This window comes from [Leptolyngbya] sp. PCC 7376, from assembly GCF_000316605.1.
Taxonomy (GTDB): Bacteria; Cyanobacteriota; Cyanobacteriia; order Cyanobacteriales; family MRBY01; genus MRBY01.
The window spans coordinates 1,812,886-1,828,736 of the sequence record NC_019683.1 but is presented as its reverse complement, the minus strand read 5'-3'; the positions used below and the strand labels follow the sequence as shown (position 1 = coordinate 1,828,736).

Annotated in this window: 17 protein-coding genes; 11 read left to right on the top strand and 6 right to left on the bottom strand. The window is 43.2% G+C overall.

Annotation, left to right across the window (positions count from 1 at the left end):
- Positions 1-29: 29 nt before the first annotated feature.
- The 3 genes from LEPTO7376_RS08125 to LEPTO7376_RS08115 all read right to left on the bottom strand — a co-directional run bounded on the left by LEPTO7376_RS08125 (position 30) and on the right by LEPTO7376_RS08115 (position 4,404).
- Positions 30-1,304, bottom strand: coding sequence for a DUF1822 family protein (locus LEPTO7376_RS08125; protein WP_015133719.1), 1,275 nt, complete (start codon positions 1,302-1,304; stop codon positions 30-32).
- 114 nt (positions 1,305-1,418) lie between these two features.
- Positions 1,419-2,837, bottom strand: a complete 1,419-nt coding sequence (locus tag LEPTO7376_RS08120) for a helix-turn-helix domain-containing protein (RefSeq protein ID WP_015133718.1) — start codon at positions 2,835-2,837, stop codon at positions 1,419-1,421.
- A gap of 169 nt (positions 2,838-3,006) precedes the next feature.
- Positions 3,007-4,404, bottom strand: coding sequence for an efflux RND transporter periplasmic adaptor subunit (locus tag LEPTO7376_RS08115; RefSeq protein ID WP_015133717.1), 1,398 nt, complete (start codon positions 4,402-4,404; stop codon positions 3,007-3,009).
- Positions 4,405-4,536: 132 nt separating this feature from the next.
- Between LEPTO7376_RS08115 and LEPTO7376_RS08110 the strand changes: the two genes are divergently transcribed.
- The gene (locus LEPTO7376_RS08110) at positions 4,537-5,178 is read left to right on the top strand and encodes a DedA family protein (RefSeq protein WP_015133716.1); all 642 of its coding nucleotides are present in this window, start codon (positions 4,537-4,539) and stop codon (positions 5,176-5,178) included.
- 32 nt (positions 5,179-5,210) lie between these two features.
- Here LEPTO7376_RS08110 and LEPTO7376_RS08105 read toward each other — a convergent pair whose 3' ends face one another.
- A complete protein-coding gene (locus tag LEPTO7376_RS08105; RefSeq protein ID WP_264308998.1) occupies positions 5,211-6,254 on the bottom strand; it encodes an NAD(P)-dependent alcohol dehydrogenase in 1,044 nt (347 codons plus the stop codon).
- A gap of 129 nt (positions 6,255-6,383) precedes the next feature.
- On the opposite strand from LEPTO7376_RS08105, the gene LEPTO7376_RS08100 reads away from it, so the two are divergent.
- The 4 genes from LEPTO7376_RS08100 (at position 6,384) to hslO (ending at position 9,839) form a co-directional block, all read left to right on the top strand.
- The gene (locus tag LEPTO7376_RS08100) at positions 6,384-7,058 is read left to right on the top strand and encodes a TetR/AcrR family transcriptional regulator (RefSeq protein WP_015133714.1); all 675 of its coding nucleotides are present in this window, start codon (positions 6,384-6,386) and stop codon (positions 7,056-7,058) included.
- 124 nt (positions 7,059-7,182) lie between these two features.
- Positions 7,183-7,383, top strand: coding sequence for a hypothetical protein (locus tag LEPTO7376_RS08095; RefSeq protein ID WP_041763269.1), 201 nt, complete (start codon positions 7,183-7,185; stop codon positions 7,381-7,383).
- Positions 7,384-7,475: 92 nt separating this feature from the next.
- Positions 7,476-8,840, top strand: coding sequence for a PrsW family glutamic-type intramembrane protease (locus LEPTO7376_RS08090; protein ID WP_264308997.1), 1,365 nt, complete (start codon positions 7,476-7,478; stop codon positions 8,838-8,840).
- Between the two features lie 102 nt (positions 8,841-8,942).
- Positions 8,943-9,839, top strand: a complete 897-nt coding sequence (gene hslO / locus LEPTO7376_RS08085) for an Hsp33 family molecular chaperone HslO (RefSeq protein WP_015133711.1) — start codon at positions 8,943-8,945, stop codon at positions 9,837-9,839.
- A gap of 90 nt (positions 9,840-9,929) precedes the next feature.
- Here hslO and LEPTO7376_RS23390 read toward each other — a convergent pair whose 3' ends face one another.
- Both LEPTO7376_RS23390 and LEPTO7376_RS08075 read right to left on the bottom strand, forming a co-directional pair.
- Positions 9,930-10,607, bottom strand: coding sequence for a sulfotransferase family 2 domain-containing protein (locus LEPTO7376_RS23390; RefSeq protein WP_015133710.1), 678 nt, complete (start codon positions 10,605-10,607; stop codon positions 9,930-9,932).
- Between the two features lie 261 nt (positions 10,608-10,868).
- Positions 10,869-11,660 (bottom strand): tetratricopeptide repeat protein, encoded by a 792-nt coding sequence (locus LEPTO7376_RS08075; RefSeq protein WP_015133709.1) that lies wholly within the window; start codon positions 11,658-11,660, stop codon positions 10,869-10,871.
- A gap of 145 nt (positions 11,661-11,805) precedes the next feature.
- Here LEPTO7376_RS08075 and LEPTO7376_RS08070 point away from each other — a divergent pair, with 145 nt between their 5' ends.
- The 6 genes from LEPTO7376_RS08070 (at position 11,806) to LEPTO7376_RS08045 (ending at position 15,847) form a co-directional block, all read left to right on the top strand.
- A complete protein-coding gene (locus LEPTO7376_RS08070; protein ID WP_015133708.1) occupies positions 11,806-12,543 on the top strand; it encodes an HAD family hydrolase in 738 nt (245 codons plus the stop codon).
- A 40-nt stretch (positions 12,544-12,583) separates the two neighbouring features.
- Positions 12,584-12,814: a hypothetical protein gene (locus tag LEPTO7376_RS08065; protein WP_015133707.1), complete on the top strand. Its 231-nt coding sequence runs from the start codon at positions 12,584-12,586 to the stop codon at positions 12,812-12,814.
- Positions 12,811-13,212: a type II toxin-antitoxin system VapC family toxin gene (locus LEPTO7376_RS08060; RefSeq protein WP_015133706.1), complete on the top strand. Its 402-nt coding sequence runs from the start codon at positions 12,811-12,813 to the stop codon at positions 13,210-13,212. Before LEPTO7376_RS08065 ends, LEPTO7376_RS08060 begins: the two co-directional genes overlap by 4 nt.
- Before the next feature lie 76 nt (positions 13,213-13,288).
- On the top strand, positions 13,289-13,492 hold the full coding sequence (locus tag LEPTO7376_RS08055) for a hypothetical protein (protein WP_015133705.1): 204 nt from the start codon (positions 13,289-13,291) through the stop codon (positions 13,490-13,492).
- An 83-nt stretch (positions 13,493-13,575) separates the two neighbouring features.
- Positions 13,576-14,490 (top strand): tetratricopeptide repeat protein, encoded by a 915-nt coding sequence (locus LEPTO7376_RS08050; RefSeq protein WP_225901189.1) that lies wholly within the window; start codon positions 13,576-13,578, stop codon positions 14,488-14,490.
- A 52-nt stretch (positions 14,491-14,542) separates the two neighbouring features.
- Positions 14,543-15,847, top strand: a complete 1,305-nt coding sequence (locus LEPTO7376_RS08045) for a tetratricopeptide repeat protein (protein ID WP_015133703.1) — start codon at positions 14,543-14,545, stop codon at positions 15,845-15,847.
- Positions 15,848-15,851 lie beyond the last annotated feature (4 nt).

Here is a 15,851-nt window from a genome sequence, read left to right as displayed (position 1 = left end):
CTTTAGACTCCAATCCAAAAAATCTTTTTTCAGTTTTCTAAATAAATAAACTCTTGTTGATAAGTGGCTTCTTTATAGTTAAGAATAATCTTGATTTCATTCTGTAGGTCAAGATCTAAAATCAGATCGTAATACAAATCGAATTCAGAATTTTTGTAGACTTCATCTGGGAAAGGTGATTGCTGAATCGTTACAGATATACCATTCGGCAAGTATTTCTGGTTTAGTGGAATCAACAGTAAGCAAAAATTCACACCGGTATGTAATTGTGTCTCAAATTTTGGCCAAGTAACAGTAATATATTGACAAATCAGAGAACCAATATTGATCTCATTGCTCTGTAACTTACTTTTATTTTCTGGAATCTCTTTTAAAGCGATGAATTCACGAATTTTTTCTTCTGCAAGATTGTCATTTGTCCCTCGAAAATTTCCAACAAACTTTCTTGGTGTTAAAAGGTTAGATTGCTTATCGTTAATGATTTCTTGGAACCATTCGTATAAATTTATTTTGGGTAAAATAGGCTTAGATAAAACTCGCTTTTCTAGTAAATTTTCCCTGGATTTTTTATCATCTAAGATGTAATTTAGCTCTTCACCAGTAAATAATTCTGCTAACCAAGATGTGCATGGCGCAAGAGCCATCATTTTTTCTGTTATTGTTCTCGCCGTCACTAACCCACTAACCGGATAGTGGAGACTGGACGGCACAACGACTTTATCAGGATTAACATAACGAATACAGGTATGAAGCGCACTGAAGCTTGGCTCAAGGTTTGTAAGAGGAACGCTATAACTTTTCAGAGTTTCATCATAGTCAATATCTAGTTTTCGCTCCCGAATCTGATCATGTCTCACAAACCCTAAAATATTCGCTTGAATAGATGTTTGGTTGTCAATACTATTTGCATTAGTCTCCTCTTCTCGTAAGCTGACAAATATGTATAAGTGAGAAGCTAGCTTAGGCAGTTCGACGGCGATCACCGGAATATCTAAAATATCTTCTTCTTCGTTTTCGCAGAGAACAACACAGACTTTAAAATTACCTAGCTTCAAATGTGTCGTAAAAGATAAGCATAGTAATTGGAAAAGATCGTCGCCCAAATTCTCTAGTCCTCCTATGGGAATTTGTAGATGATATTGCTCCAGCCAAACTTGTAATGCGAAGACCGCTATTAGCTTATGTCGTGCTTTATTGGTGAGAACAAAGTTCAAATTAGATGGGACTAATGCGTTTACTTTACTCAGATGCTTCTGATTAAGTTTTACGATTTTTTTTTCTAATACTTCACTTTTACTATGCATTATTTTTCTATTTCCTTCTTACTTTAATCGTTTTAGTTACTAAGAGTTATGCGTATGACTAAGATAATTTTTAATATCTGATTTTTTTGGAATTGAGTTATCTTCACGATTTTCCTATGAATAAAGTGAGCAAATAGCTTGAAAATAAACAGACTCAACATTTTTCCCTCGTTTACTTCGACTCGAGATTAGTTTCCTCGCTTTCTCAAAATCATTAGAGAATATCTCACGAATATAACGTTCGAGATCCTCAACAATATTTGGGTCGTCACTAAAGTAAAAGTCTTGCATAACAGAGCCTATAACCATATCGATACATTCGACGTAGGTCTGTTTCAGATATTTCTTTGGATTGAGTAATCTAGAAACCTGTGATTGATCCCGATTAATTTGCCGAGCTATTTCAGATTGACTCAAACCGACACAATAGTACAGATAAATAATTTTCTGAAAGTTAATATTATGTCTTTCCAAGCTAGACTGAACACTTTTTTGATGTTGGCTAAAAACTTTTTGAACAGCCTGCTGAATAATATTAATTTCTTCACCGAGTTTATCAAGAGCATCCAGAACAGCCCGTTCTAGGTCGTGGTCAATTTCTACAGCAGGGACCTCTAGTAATAGTTGTCTGTTAGTAGGCATATCAAAATACAGGCGGCGAATTTCATCTGCCAATTCCCTCAAATAGCTTTGAACTGCCTTGATATCCCACTCTGCGCTGACAAATTTTAATTCTATTTTTAGTAATTCTGAGACGTTGGCTAGCTGTTTTTGAGTTGGGTCTGGATAAGGACTGTTATAGCTTTTTCGATTCTGATCTAAATCAAGTTGGTAAACCTGTTGGAAGGCTTTAATGTATTTTTTGTCATAGTCACTAAATAATTTGAGGCGACGCTGAGCAATTTTCATGAGGCGGTACCAAGGCGTATGGCGGTCAATACCCAGTTGCTTCATGATGTTTGAGTCAAGTGCCTTCTGAGTTGTCCAGTTGTTTAGGCTAAAGGCAGATTCAAGATTGGGATTCCATGTCTCTAAAACCTCGAAACTTAGAGGAAGATATTCGACAGCATTACTTGAAGTTTCTGAAAAACCTCGTTCATCTCGACTCATCTTTTGCATTTTGTTGCGTCTATAGTTGCTAGAAGTTTCAAGCAAGTATAGGCACTCTATATCTGTATCTCTTAAAAGTAAATTTCTGACTTCATCTAAGTTGATGTTTTCTGGTCTAATGCTTCGATACTTCTTAAAAATAAATTTAGCAGTCTTGTCTAAGCACAAAGAGACATAACATCGTAAGGCTGTAACGGCGATTGCCCGTTGTGAGAGAGACTTATCCTTATCCTGAGCTTGTAACCAGAGTTTCTCATTCCATCGGTCAATGTATTTCTTCTTTGGACAAACCTCTGATAACTCAGCTGGAGCATGCTCATTAATGAAAAGTTCTACTGGTTTACTTACTAAATAGTTACACTGCCTCTCTGCTTTCAAAACAATCGGTAGAGTCAGTCGGTAGTAGTTCACTGCAAAGTTCATAACTCTGGTTGATATCTGCTGCACTAATCTTTTGAACGGCAATCAGTTCTTTTAGTGTGACATCTTAGGAGAAATCGGATATGAACTTTTTGTGATTTTATGATTATTTGATATGAATTTTATGATTATTTCTTTTTGTGCTTGATAATAGTTGAAAATGGTTTTTACTCTAATTAATGGGCGATACAACTTCTACTAAATCACCATCTTTGACATAAGCTGCGCCGTCAAGAATTAGGCGATCGCCCGCTTGTAGGCCACTGAGAATTTCCACTTTATCGTTGCTAAGGAGTTCGCCGAGCTGTACTGGCTGCGCTGCAACAGTATCATCCGAATTTAGAAGGAATAAGATTGCACCTTCGCCATCTTCTGGAATGACTGCAGATGTTGGTACAGCGTAACCACGAGCTTGGGCTGTTTTGATTTCAGCGCGGAGGAGCATCCCCGGTTTGAGATTACTGTCGGCAGCAAGGGTTATTTTCAACGTTGCCTGGCGAGATTGGGGGTCAACAGTTGGAATGATTTCGGCGATAGTCCCGCTAAATATGAGAGTCGGGTCGCTATCGGCAGTTAGCGTCACGGTTTGTCCCTGCTGCACTTCGGAGAGCTGCGTTTCCGGGATATTGGCCTGTAACTCTAGCTGCCCATTTTCAACGATTGAAAACAAAGGATCAGAACTTGTTAAGTCGCCTACTTGGGCAAATTTCTCGATGATTTTGCCGCCACGAGGGGCCACAATTTGGGTTTCCTGGAGGCGAGTTGTTACAACATTGACTTGGGCTTCAGATTGTTTGAGTTGGGCTTGGGCTTGGGTAATAATTTCACGACGAGTTCCCCGTTGAAGTTCGAGGAGGCGCTGTTCTGCTTCTCTAAGGGTTGCTTGATTTTGGTTGAGGCTAGCTTGGGCTGAATCTCGGCGACTACGGGCATCATCGAGGGTGTCGGCGGCGATCGCCCCAGAACTGAGTAGCTCTTGATTACGATCTAGGCGTTGTTGAGCAAGTTCGAAATCTGCTTCTGCCCGTTCAATACCAGCTTTCGCTTGGGAAATTTGTTCCTTGGCACGGGCAATTTCTTCTGGTCTTGCACCCGCAGTCAACTCGGCTAAACGAGCGGCAGATTGACTTTCCTGTGCTTTGGCTTGGAGCAATTCGGCGCGGAGGGTGTCATTATTCAGCTGCACTAAAACTTGTCCCGCTTGAACGTAGTCCCCTTCATCAACTAATAAATTCGTAATTTGCAGTCCATTGCGCGGTGAGGATACCGAAATGAGATCTGCTGCTGCAACAGTACCGACAACTTCAATTGTTTTGGCGATCGCCTGAGTTTCGATGGTTTCTACCGTAACGGCCCGGCTCGGTTCTCTAGAAGCAGCTGTTTCTTCTGTCGTCTCTGCCGGAGCGTCATTCTCTGCTCCTGACTGACCAAATCGACCCGCAACGCCACTGACAATTACACCGATCACAACGCCAATAACAATACCTTTCCAACCGAGACCGCGCTGCTTTGGAGGATGGGACATTTGCTCAGGTTCTGTAGAGTTGGGCTGGGGAGCGAGCTGAGTCACGGTAGGAAGTACTCTGTTACATTGCGTAATAATTATCTTAAAGAATTTTGGGGGAAATTGGGGGCTTCTTTTTGCAAAGAGTGTGAGCCTCTACCCCATAATGGATAAATGCAAAACCAATAAGAATTTTCGATGACCCTCGATTTTGTCATAGATTTTGTCACAAATTTTTTCACCTTAGAGTCGCTGCAACTGTTTATTCATGACTATGGCTATTGGTCTGTGTTTGTTGGGATTGGTCTGGAAAATACAGGGATTCCCATACCAGGGGAAGCGCTCACGCTGTTGGGGGGATTCCTCGCCGGTAGTGGTGAGCTGAAATATCAATGGGTGCTGCTCGGGGCGATCGCCGGGTCATTTTTAGGCAATAGCATTGGCTATTTCATCGGCAAATGGGGTGGGCTACCGTTATTGCGGAAAATTGCCCATGTCTTTCGGATTAGCGACCAGAAAATAGACGAAGCCCGTGAAAAATTCCTTGAAAATGCTCCTAAAGCTGTCTTCTTTGGGCGGTTTGTTACCTTCTTTCGAATTTTTGCCGCTCCCCTCGCTGGCATTGTCGAAATGCCTTTTGCCTTATTTCTCACCTGTAATTTAGCGGGAGCGGTAGTTTGGGCCGGGGTGACGGTGACCTTGCCTTACTTCCTAGGTCAATTTTTGCCGCTACCCGAGGTGCTCGATATTATGGGCAAATTTGGTATCGGGATTGTAGGTTTACTCGTTGCTTGGGTTATAGTCTCCATTTTCTTAGAGCGCCGTCAATCGACAACATAACGGGACACATCTGACCTGCCATTATTGTCTGCCTAAAGTGATGACACCTGAACTGCAATTTTGCCTCGACCTTGGCGTTGTTCGAGATAACGAATAGCATCAGGTACTTCTGTCAATTGAAAATCGCGATCAATGAAAGGCTTAATTTTTTGATCTGTTAACCAATCTCGAATGAGTTTCAGATCGTCTGTGTTCATTTTCGCTTCCAAGCACTTAATTTTTTTACCCGTAATTTTTTCGGCGATCGCCCCGAATAACATTGCTTGAAAGAATGGCGTTGTTGCGCCACCGACCATGACATAGGTTCCGGTGGGTTTTAGGAGAGGGAGATAATGCCAAAACGGTTGAAATCCTGCTGCATCGAGAATGAGGTCATATTGCTCTTCAAGGGTTGTTAAATCCGTTTTTTGGTAATCAATCAGATGGTCTACCCCGAGCGATCGCCCCATCTCTAATTTTTTTGTGCTCAATACTGCGGTTACCTCTGCCCCGAAAGCTTTGGCAATTTGGACAGCGAACGAACCGACACCACCTGACGCGCCTTTTACCAATACTTTTTGACCCGCCTGAATATTTCCAAAATCTCGCAAAGCTTGTAATGCGGCGATCGCCCCAGCCGGAACGACACCAGCCTCCCGAAAAGGAATGCTTTCTGGTTTGTGAATGAGAGAGTCTTCTGTTGCGCAAACATATTCAGCGAAGGCTCCAAACCCGCAGCCTGAGACATCCCCAAAGACTGCATCACCCACCTGAAATTGCGTAATATTTTGGCCAACTGCCGCCACTGTTCCCGCAACATCAACGCCAATAATTGGAATGGCTGGCTTCAGCAAACCGCCAAACATTAATCGAATCAGAAAGGGTTTTCCTCGCATCAGATGCCAATCGCCAGCATTGACCGATGAAGCATGAACTTTGACAAGCACTTCATTATCTTTTGGCACAGGTTTTTCTACCTTTGTCAAACCTAAAACTTCTGGCCCACCGTACTCTGATTGGGCGATCGCCTGCATTGTTTGTACCGCTGTGTGATTTTCTGCCCGCTCAAACATTTGTCTACTGGATATTTGCATCATGACTTCATTAATCTCGACTTACACTGTAAGTTTAACTTACGCCGTAAGTATGTCAATATTTGCAGCGAGACCTCTGCCGCAAAATCTCTAGTAGGGTAACGGTTTTGCGGCAATATCAAGAAAAATTACATGGCCAAGCGACAAAAACTAGACGACAAACAATCGATGCCTCTGAGCCGAGAGCGTATTTTGCAGGCGGCGCTCCATTGTGTAGATGCAGATGGTTTAGATGCTTTGTCGATGCGGAAACTGGCAGAAGGTTTAGGGGTGAAAGCGATGTCACTGTACAACCATGTCAAAAATAAAGACGACATTATCGATGGCATTGTGGAGTTGGCGATCGCCGAGATTGAGCGACCAGATCCCAAGCAAGATTGGCGAGTTGCGATGCGTAATCGGGCAATCTCCGCTCACCAAGTTTTGTTGAAACATCCTTGGGCGACCATGGCGATCGCCTCCCGCGTGAATATTGGCGAATCGAGTTTGTCTTATGTTGATGCGACCTTGGGATGTTTACTGGAAGCGGGATTTTCCTATGAGATTGCTGACCATATTTGGAATGCTCTCGATAGTTATATCTATGGTTTTACGCTGCAAGAACTAAATTTTCCGTTTGAGGCGAGTGAATATGCTAAGGTTGCGGCGGAATTTGTACACCTCATTCCGGTAGACCAATACCCGTATCTAAATGGCCTGACCCACCATGTGATTAAAGGGCAATATAACGGCATTCATAATTTTGAATTTGGCCTAGATGTGTTGCTGGCTGGCTTTGGAAAAATGCAAGAGTTGTCTCAAAAATAGAATGTTTTTGTAAATAAATGAACTGTCGAAAAGGCTTCTAAAATACGGTTTTCTTGTATCTAAGGAGTTAAGGGAATTATGATTAACAGCAAGTTGTCTTAGGGGAGTTTTTTCGATGGTTACAATGACGCCTAAAAGCGCGATTTTGCTGCTTCTTTCTTGTATTAGTGCGATCGCCGCGGTGGGTTGTGTATTTGAACTGGGCTACGGAGATCCTGATTTTGGATTTCGGACGACTCAGTTGATTTTGGCTGCTAGTGCACCGCTCACAGTTATTTCATTTGTTTTGGCTGTAATCGATGCCCGTCAAGCAAATCAAGAGTAAAGCAACAATAATAGATTCATTTTTATGCGGTTGGGCTGAGCCTAAGCCGTTATAAATTACCAAGGGGCGGCAATGTTCGCCTTTTATTTTTCTTGGGTTACGTTTCTGAGGCGATCGCGATGCAAAACTTAGGCAAGGTACAACAAATTTCAACGGGAGGCGTATCCGTTGGGCTGCTTGCGGATGTCCAGCTTATTCCCAACCAAGACATTGTGTTTGGTCGTGAGCCAAGCTGCCAAATTGCCCTAGACCCAAACCGCTATACCGTTGTGTCCCGTCGCCATGCTGTTCTTCGTCAAACGCCTGCTGGTTGGGAAGTTGTTGATCTTGGCAGTGCGAATGGCACGTTTGTGAATGGTCAGCAGATTTCTTCTTACACTCTTCAGTCCGGCGATCGCTTGATGTTAGGAGACAACGGCCCCGAATTTCTCTTTGAACTAACACCCAGTTCGCAAGCCGAAACTGTTGCTGCCAATTTTCAACCGACCTCATCTTCGCCAGCTCCCATACCTGTCCCCAGTCCAAACGCTAAAAATGCTGACACCAACGTTACCCTGTCCCAACTTTTTCCCATTGCGGGCTCAGGCAAAGACTTATCCCACAAAGGCTATTTAATTCCCGGCATTCTGACTGTTGTTTGCGTCGTCTTGATGTTTGCCTCCATCGGCGAGCCCGTACTCTTCAATCTTTTGCTATCCACCTATATCGCCGGAGCTGCTTTCTATTACATCTATCAGCTTTGCGGTAAACGTAAATCTTGGTGGGTATTGATTGGCTCTGCGCTATTGACGATGCTGATGCTGGTGACCCCAGTGATTAGCCTATTTATCTTTGTTTTTCGCGACATTCTTCCTGGTGGACTCTACGAAGACGGTGGCATTATTGCTTTGTTTATCGGAATGTTTTTTGGCGCAGGGCTAATGGAGGAAATCCTGAAAGCATTGCCCGTATTTTTGGCGATGTTTATTGGAAATAAATTCAAATCCTTAAAACGTCGTCAAAAAATTGGTGTCAATGAACCCCTTGATGGCATTTTGCTGGGAACAGCCTCCGCCGTTGGATTTACCCTCCTCGAAACCCTCGGGCAATATGTCCCAAATATTATCAGTGAAGTGTCGATGAATGTTGATGCTAGCACTGGAGAATTGCTTGGATTGCAACTACTGATTCCACGTATTTTGGGTTCTGTTGCGGGGCATATGGCCTATAGCGGTTATTTTGGGTATTTCATTGGGTTGAGTGTGTTGAAGCCATCGAAACGCTGGACGATTTTAATTGTGGGTTGTCTGACTTCCTCTTTGCTCCATGCCCTCTGGAATACGGTTGGTTCCTACAGTAGTTTGCTGCTGGCGGTTGTCGGTGTCTTTTCCTATGCATTTCTCGCGGCAGCTATTTTGAAAGCTCGTGCCCTCTCGCCTACCCGCTCTGAAAATTTTGCGACAAGGATTGCTCCGTAGAGTTTTGTTAGGGATAAATTGAGACTAAATCGAGAGTGACTATACTCAGGTACCCCGAATTGCCATAATAGTATTTACAAAAATTCATTTTTTCTAGATGTTATGGCAGATCAACTGATTCGCGGCACAGCTGCTGACAATGGCATACGAGTTGTTGGCGTGATTACCACCAAGCTCACCCAAGTAGCACGCGATCGCCACAACCTCTCCTACGTTGCAACAGCAGCGTTAGGACGGACAATGGCCTCTGCTCTGCTCATTTCCTCTAGCATGAAGAAACAAGATGCCCGGATTAATCTCCGCATTAAGGGTGATGGTCCGTTGGGAGGTTTGCTGGTGGATGGTGGCCCCGATGGCACAGTGCGTGGTTATGTCCACAATCCAACTGTGGAACTACCTCCTAATGAGAAAGGTAAGCTCGATGTCGGCGGAGCGATCGGTAAAGGCTTTTTGTATGCCGTGAAAGATTTTGGTCATGGCTATCCCTACTCCAGTACCGTTGAGCTGGTGTCTGGCGAGATTGGCGATGACGTTACCCATTATTTAGCCACCTCTGAGCAAACTCCTTCAGCCTTAGTGCTTGGCGTTTTTGTGGGGTCTGAGGGTGTCACTGCCGCAGGTGGGATTTTATTGCAGATTTTACCGAAAGCTGCACGAGATGAAGCTCTAATTGCCAAACTTGAAAGTCGATTAGGTAAACTATCGGGTTTTACGCCACTGCTCCAACAAGGGAAGTCATTGCACGATATTTTCCAAGATCTGTTGGGAGATGAGGGACTACATATTTTCTCAGAGACTCAAATGCTACGGTTTGATTGCAGTTGTACCTTTGAGCGGATGATGGGCGCTTTAAAAATGCTTGGTAAGGATGAACTGCTGGACATGATCGAAACCGATGGTGGTGCGGAAGCAACATGCAATTTCTGCAATGAGGTTTACCATGCCGACATTAATCATCTCAATAATTTAATTTCTCAGTTAGATGGACAAGGAGCATAGAATAAATGTGATATTTGCTCTAGCAGAAATATAAAAAATTTGAAGAAATTAGAGTTGATTACCTTCCAAAGCGAGAAATTATTGCTAGAGCTAATTATAACCAAAATAATCAATTTCAAAAGCAAATTCTTTTGCTATTTTTTGACGACTTAATTCTGTATATAGAGTTTCTCCTGTTGCATCTGGACGACGACGACCCCTTTTAAATGAAGGTAAAAGATCTGATTCATAGGGCACACCAATATGTTTGCATATCCTTTCAATATCGTCTTGAAGTGATTCATAACGAATAAAATCATTTACACAAATTTCATTGTCAATGATGTATTTATCTCGATCTATTGGAGGATTATTGCGGATATAATCATAAAAACGAAGTTGCTCATCTTTCATTCTTCGAGTTTGAATTCGATCCAATATCGACAGCCGCTTTGTTTGATGATTTTTCCCAAAGTGTTCAAACGCAGATATACATTTGTCATATGGATTGCGAATAACGCAAAACTTAAAATAACTATTCCAAATATCATCTCCTACTTGTTTTTTTATTTTTCGTGCTGACATATGATTTAACCATTTTGTATTTGATGGTGGATTTTTTCCTCTAAATCCAATAACACCTGTTGGTGATTCATATTCTGCTCGTGCATGTGTTGCCTCCCACTCACCATCTGGCATACAAAATCTTTCAAAAAATGATTCCACGCTTGTACTCGCTGTTTTTACAGTCTTGGTATAAATAAACTTGTAACGATGACTGATAAGCATGATCTCTCTTTGTGAAAGTTGTATGTATTAATAACTTTATTATCTAGCTCAAGAATACTGATTTATCCATATAACATATGGGTTCAGTAAAGATAATTCAAATGCCATAATATTTACGGCATTAATTTAGAGGATGTCTGAAAAGTCTTTATGTTCGATAAATACTGCGTAAATTCCGCCAGGTTGATCGCCTGAAGTGCTTATTTTTACGTGCAACTCATTTCGACAAAAGTTACGGTCAGACCCTTTTCAGACATCCTCTTAGTTGAGGTGCAGGAAGCTATCGAGATTATCGGCAACGGTAGGCGGAAAGCGACGAATATTGCGGATCCAATCAAGATCTTTGTAGCGTTTGTCTAGGCCATTGGCAGATACCCAGTTGCTCTCAGCTTCCCCAAATTGCTTATTACCCCAAAGCATCGCGGTGAGGCCAACTCTCGCATCTGCGAAAAGTGGATATTTGCGGACGACACTTTTCATCCTTTGGATCCCTTTTTCTATGTCACCGTTTTGGTATAATGCAAGGGCATAACTTTCGGCTGCCCATGCAAATCGTGGGTCTAATTCGGTGGCTTTCTTATAATCTTTAACGGCCTGTGACCAATTACCTAGGCTGCCGTAGGCATTACCGCGATTGTGGTAGGCGATCGCCTCGTTGGGGTCTAGCTCAATAGCTTTGTCGTAATCATCAATAGCTGCTTTGAATTGCTGTTTCTGTTCGAGGATGGCACCGCGATTAAAGTAGGGGTCAACTTCGTCGGGCGCAAGGCGAACAGCTTCGTTCAGATCGGCGAGGGCTTCATCGAAATTATTCATGCTGGCGCGGGTATTGCCACGGTTACTCCAGAGGGCAGGATTGCCAGGGAACTCGTCGATTAGGTCTGACCATATTTTTTCAGCAGTGAATAAGTCGCCCTTTTTCGCCGCTTGCACAGCTTCACGGGTGAGGCGATCGCCGCGCAGATAGGCTTCATTTGTCATGGCATCTGCTGGTGAGACCTGTAAACCCAACCACAGCATGAGTCCACAAACCAAACAAATTAATCCTTGCATCGCGCTTTTGTCCCCTCTCAAATCAACACTTTTTAGGATAACCTCCCTGGCTCTACGATTTCAGCGGAATATGCAAAAAAAACAAGCTGCAATGAATGCCGATTCGTACTAGGGTATGGAGGCAATTTGTGGGTTGGTTTGGGTCATGGTTACGGTTAAAGTTCACGACAAAGTTTTTGAAGATATTACAGGCATTATTTTCGATAAAGACGGGACATTATCAGATTCTCAAAGTTATCTCAAACAATTAGCTCAAAAGCGTGCGAGGCTGATCGATGCACAGGTGCCGGGGGTCGGTGAGCCGTTGCTAATGTCCTTTGGGATGTTGGATGGTGACCTCGATCCCGCTGGGCTGATGGCGGTGGGCAGTAACCATGAAAATGCGATCGCCGCCGCTGCTTATATTGCCGAAACGGGTCGCAGTTGGTTTGAAGCACTCGCAATTGCGAAAAAAGCTTTTGAAGAAGCGGAAACAGTGCTGGGCGATCGCAGTGGTACTTCCCCTTTGTTTACAGGAAGTTTGGAAGTGCTGAAATTTTGCCATGATGCTGGCTTGAAACTCGGTATTCTGTCGATGGATAATACCGCCAATGTGAAAAAGTTTGTCCAAATTTATCAGCTCCAAGACTTTATTCAGTTAGAAATGGGGGCAGAATTTGGTCTAAAACCAGACCCCGATTTATTCTTGAAAGCTTGTCGAGATTTGGGGACAGAGCCGAGCCAAACTTTAATGGTTGGTGATGCACCTGGCGATATTCAGATGGCGAATAATGCAGGTGCTGCGGGTTCGGTGGGAATTTGCTGGGGTGATGCAGCTGCTGCTCATCTCGATGCGGCAGATGTGGCGATCGCCTCCCTTGATGCCCTAGAAATTATTGCGTAATTGTATTGACAGGGATTCTACTCAAAAAACATAAATTGAAATGGAAAGTTTGCGACTAAAAACGACTGTAAATAATCAGGGTGTCCTGCACATTCAACTGCCAGAATATTCAGGTGAGGAACTAGAGCTACTGTTGGTCTATCAACCAACATCTAAACTTTCAAAGCATCAATGGTCCCAACGATTTTTAGAGACTAGTGGCGCTTGGCAAGGGGAAGCCTTACATCGAGAGGCTCAAGAACAGCAGCCTCCGCGAGAGAAGCTTCTATGATTTATTTGCTGGATACCAACACCTGCATCGGCTACCTCAACTGCCGGGATCCAATTTTGTACGAACACTTTCAGAATGTTTCGACAGAGGATGTTTGTATTTGTGATGTGGTGAAATCAGAGCTTTATTACGGCGCGTATACGGGTTCTCAAGTAGTTGGAAATTTAGAGACTTTAAAGTACTTTTTAGCGGAATTAATTAGTTTGCCGTTTGATAGCAAATCAGCCCAGCTTTGCGGCAAGATACGAGCAGATCTACGGAAAAAAGGGATATCTCTTGGTGCTTACGATTTGCAGATTGCGGCGATCGCCCTGTCCCATGATTTAATCCTCGTTACCCATAACACCAAAGAATTTAGTCTGATTGATAGTTTGAAGTTAATTGATTGGCAGGTTTGATGAGCTCGGCTTTGGGGGTGTGGCGATCGCCGTCCTTGATGCGCTACAAATTACCTAGGTGTGGTTAGAGGTGTCCATGAAAATTTGGCTAACGAGTGTTGTAATCCTATTTGTGCTGGTGCAATTGTTCCAGTCCATTAAAGGATTTTTCGTGCCACTGCCTGTGTATATCCTGGCCGGAGCATTTCTGGCGATCGCCTCAAACTATGACAAAGGAATTATTCCAAAGTTTAAAACTGATGAACCAACAGACACTTCTTCTGCTGACTCGAAGTCATAAAAGTAGTAACGCTTAAACTTAAGCAGCCCCATACAATAGAATTTGGATCGAGTTTATACAATAGCTCTAGATATACAGGGACAATGATGAAACTTGGCATTCGATATTGGGTCATCTTCGGCAGCACTTTCTTTCTTGCTCAGGCTCCTCTTTTTGCACAGGTGCCGGTTGAGCAGTCTCCACTGATATTGATGCCGTTAGAAATCGCACAAAATAATGACGAAACAAGCGCTGTTGAAACGCCTGAGGCTGAGGACAGTAGCGCAAGCGATATTGAGCGTCTTGAAGCAATCCAGTTTTATAATTCTGGCGTTGATAAATTAACCAATGGTGATTATCTCGGAGCAATAGACGACTTCTCTGCTTCTCTCGCCATTGATGCAAATGATGCCGATGCCTTTTATAATCGCGGTTACAGCCACCATATTTTAGGTGAATACCAAGCTGCTTATGATGATTATGGCAGTGCAGTTGAGCTAAATCCTGAATTTGCCGATGCTTATGGAAATCGTTGTTATGCGGCCTATTTGCTCAAGCAGTATGAAGAAGCTCTTGTGAGTTGCGAAGCGGCAATTGACTTAAAAGACGACAACCCAGACTTTTTTATCAATCGCGGCAATACCTATGATGATCTCGCGGTAGTTGCCATCGAAGCCGATAATCCAGACCTTGCCGCCGAGTATCACGAGAAGGCGATCGCCGATTATAATGCTGCCATCGATCTCAAACCTGATCACGCGAAGGCCTATTACAACAGGGCTTTAGCCTATAACCGTCTCGGGGATCACCAAGCTGCGGCTGATGATTACAGTGCAAGTTTGGAACGCAAAGAAAATTTTGGCGAAGCCTACTTTAATCGCGGCATTTCCTATTATCAGCTCGATCAAATGGATCTGGCGATCGCCGACTTAACGAAAGCGGCAGAAATTTTTGGCGAACAAAACCAAGCCGTCAACCAATCCCAAGCCCTCGAGATCCTTGAAAGCTTAAAACCCTAGGCCCGATACCAAAAAATTTCAAATTACATTTGTCTTTATCCACTCATTTCTGATGCAAAATTCTAAGAAGGTTGAGTCTCAGTCAGATGACCATGAAGCGCTGTTTGATCAAGGCTACGGCTTCAGTAATGACGGCAAATATGAAGAAGCCCTTGCTTGCTATAACGAGGCTATAAAACTAGAGCCAGATTATTATGCTGCTTGGTTAAATCGAGGTAATGTCTGCTACAAGCTTGGTCGATATGAAGACTCAATTATGAGTTATGACCAGGCTTTAGAGATTCGACCAATTTGTGAGCATGCCCTCAATAACAGGCGGTTTGTCTGTAAAGAAAAATCGGATGAGCTACTCAATAGCTTTGATGAATGCACTGCATTGTATACCGATGATGATCCGGAGAGTTGGTATATTCAAGCGCTCGTGTATGAAGCGTTTGGGCAATTCTATGAAGTTGTCATGCACTGTGATGATGCGCTCAGTGTGAAATCTGATTATTCCCGGGCTTGGTATGAACGAGCCAATGCTTTATATGAACTGAAGAGATATGAGGAAGCTGTTGATAGCTACAACAAAACGGTAGAGTTTAACCCAAAAAATAATGAAGCTAGATATCGTTGTAGTAATACATTGTGTCTGTTAAAGAAATACGATGAAGCGCTGGCAAGCTACGATGAAACGCTGGCATTTGACCCAGAGAATATTGATGCAATAAATAATAAGGGTTTAGTTCTGAAGGAGTTGGGGAGAAAAGAGGAAGCTCTAGATTGCTATGGTAAAGTTCTTGAACTGAAGCCTGATCATCACTATGCATGGCATAATCGGGTCGCTGATTTATCGGCAATGGGTCGGCAAGAAGAGGCTCTCGCCAGCTATGACAAAGCGACGGAATGTGACCCGAATTGTGAAACGACATGGTACAACCGAGCCATTGTTTTAGAACTATCGGAGAGGAATGAGGAGGCGATCGCCAGCTACGATAAAGCCCTCGAACTGACTCCGAATGATAATCAAACGCGATATAAAAAAGCACTAGCTTTAGAGAAAACTGGACAATATGAAGCGGCAATTGATATCTATGATTACCTCATCGAAATCAGGCCCAATTACTATCTCACCTGGTTTCAAAAAGGGATTGCCCTAGAGAAGTCAGGTGAGTATGAGGCGGCGATCGCCAGCTACGATAAAGCCCTTGAGCTGAGACCGGATTTACACGATGCATGGCAAAAGCGAGGTGATGTCTTGTCTGCTCTAGGTAGAGAAGAAGAGGCGATCGCCAGCCACAAAAAAGCTACTGAAGGAATCATTACAGTGGCTCCTGATTACATCATCATTGACGGCAAAAAAATACAAACTTGATCCG

Excerpts from the sequence above, each read along its gene's own strand:
- LEPTO7376_RS08050 (WP_225901189.1), top strand. The coding sequence starts at position 13,576 with ATGATGAAACTTGGCATTCGATATTGGGTCATCTTCGGCAGCACTTTC.
- LEPTO7376_RS23390 (WP_015133710.1), bottom strand. The coding sequence starts at position 10,607 with ATGCTTATCAGTCATCGTTACAAGTTTATTTATACCAAGACTGTAAAA.
- LEPTO7376_RS08095 (WP_041763269.1), top strand. The coding sequence starts at position 7,183 with ATGACGCCTAAAAGCGCGATTTTGCTGCTTCTTTCTTGTATTAGTGCG.
- LEPTO7376_RS08125 (WP_015133719.1), bottom strand. The coding sequence starts at position 1,304 with ATGCATAGTAAAAGTGAAGTATTAGAAAAAAAAATCGTAAAACTTAAT.
- LEPTO7376_RS08060 (WP_015133706.1), top strand. The coding sequence starts at position 12,811 with ATGATTTATTTGCTGGATACCAACACCTGCATCGGCTACCTCAACTGC.
- hslO (WP_015133711.1), top strand. The coding sequence starts at position 8,943 with ATGGCAGATCAACTGATTCGCGGCACAGCTGCTGACAATGGCATACGA.
- LEPTO7376_RS08055 (WP_015133705.1), top strand. The coding sequence starts at position 13,289 with ATGAAAATTTGGCTAACGAGTGTTGTAATCCTATTTGTGCTGGTGCAA.
- LEPTO7376_RS08075 (WP_015133709.1), bottom strand. The coding sequence starts at position 11,660 with ATGCAAGGATTAATTTGTTTGGTTTGTGGACTCATGCTGTGGTTGGGT.
- LEPTO7376_RS08105 (WP_264308998.1), bottom strand. The coding sequence starts at position 6,254 with ATGATGCAAATATCCAGTAGACAAATGTTTGAGCGGGCAGAAAATCAC.
- LEPTO7376_RS08120 (WP_015133718.1), bottom strand. The coding sequence starts at position 2,837 with ATGAACTTTGCAGTGAACTACTACCGACTGACTCTACCGATTGTTTTG.
- LEPTO7376_RS08065 (WP_015133707.1), top strand. The coding sequence starts at position 12,584 with ATGGAAAGTTTGCGACTAAAAACGACTGTAAATAATCAGGGTGTCCTG.
- LEPTO7376_RS08045 (WP_015133703.1), top strand. The coding sequence starts at position 14,543 with ATGCAAAATTCTAAGAAGGTTGAGTCTCAGTCAGATGACCATGAAGCG.
- LEPTO7376_RS08100 (WP_015133714.1), top strand. The coding sequence starts at position 6,384 with ATGGCCAAGCGACAAAAACTAGACGACAAACAATCGATGCCTCTGAGC.
- LEPTO7376_RS08110 (WP_015133716.1), top strand. The coding sequence starts at position 4,537 with ATGACCCTCGATTTTGTCATAGATTTTGTCACAAATTTTTTCACCTTA.
- LEPTO7376_RS08070 (WP_015133708.1), top strand. The coding sequence starts at position 11,806 with ATGGTTACGGTTAAAGTTCACGACAAAGTTTTTGAAGATATTACAGGC.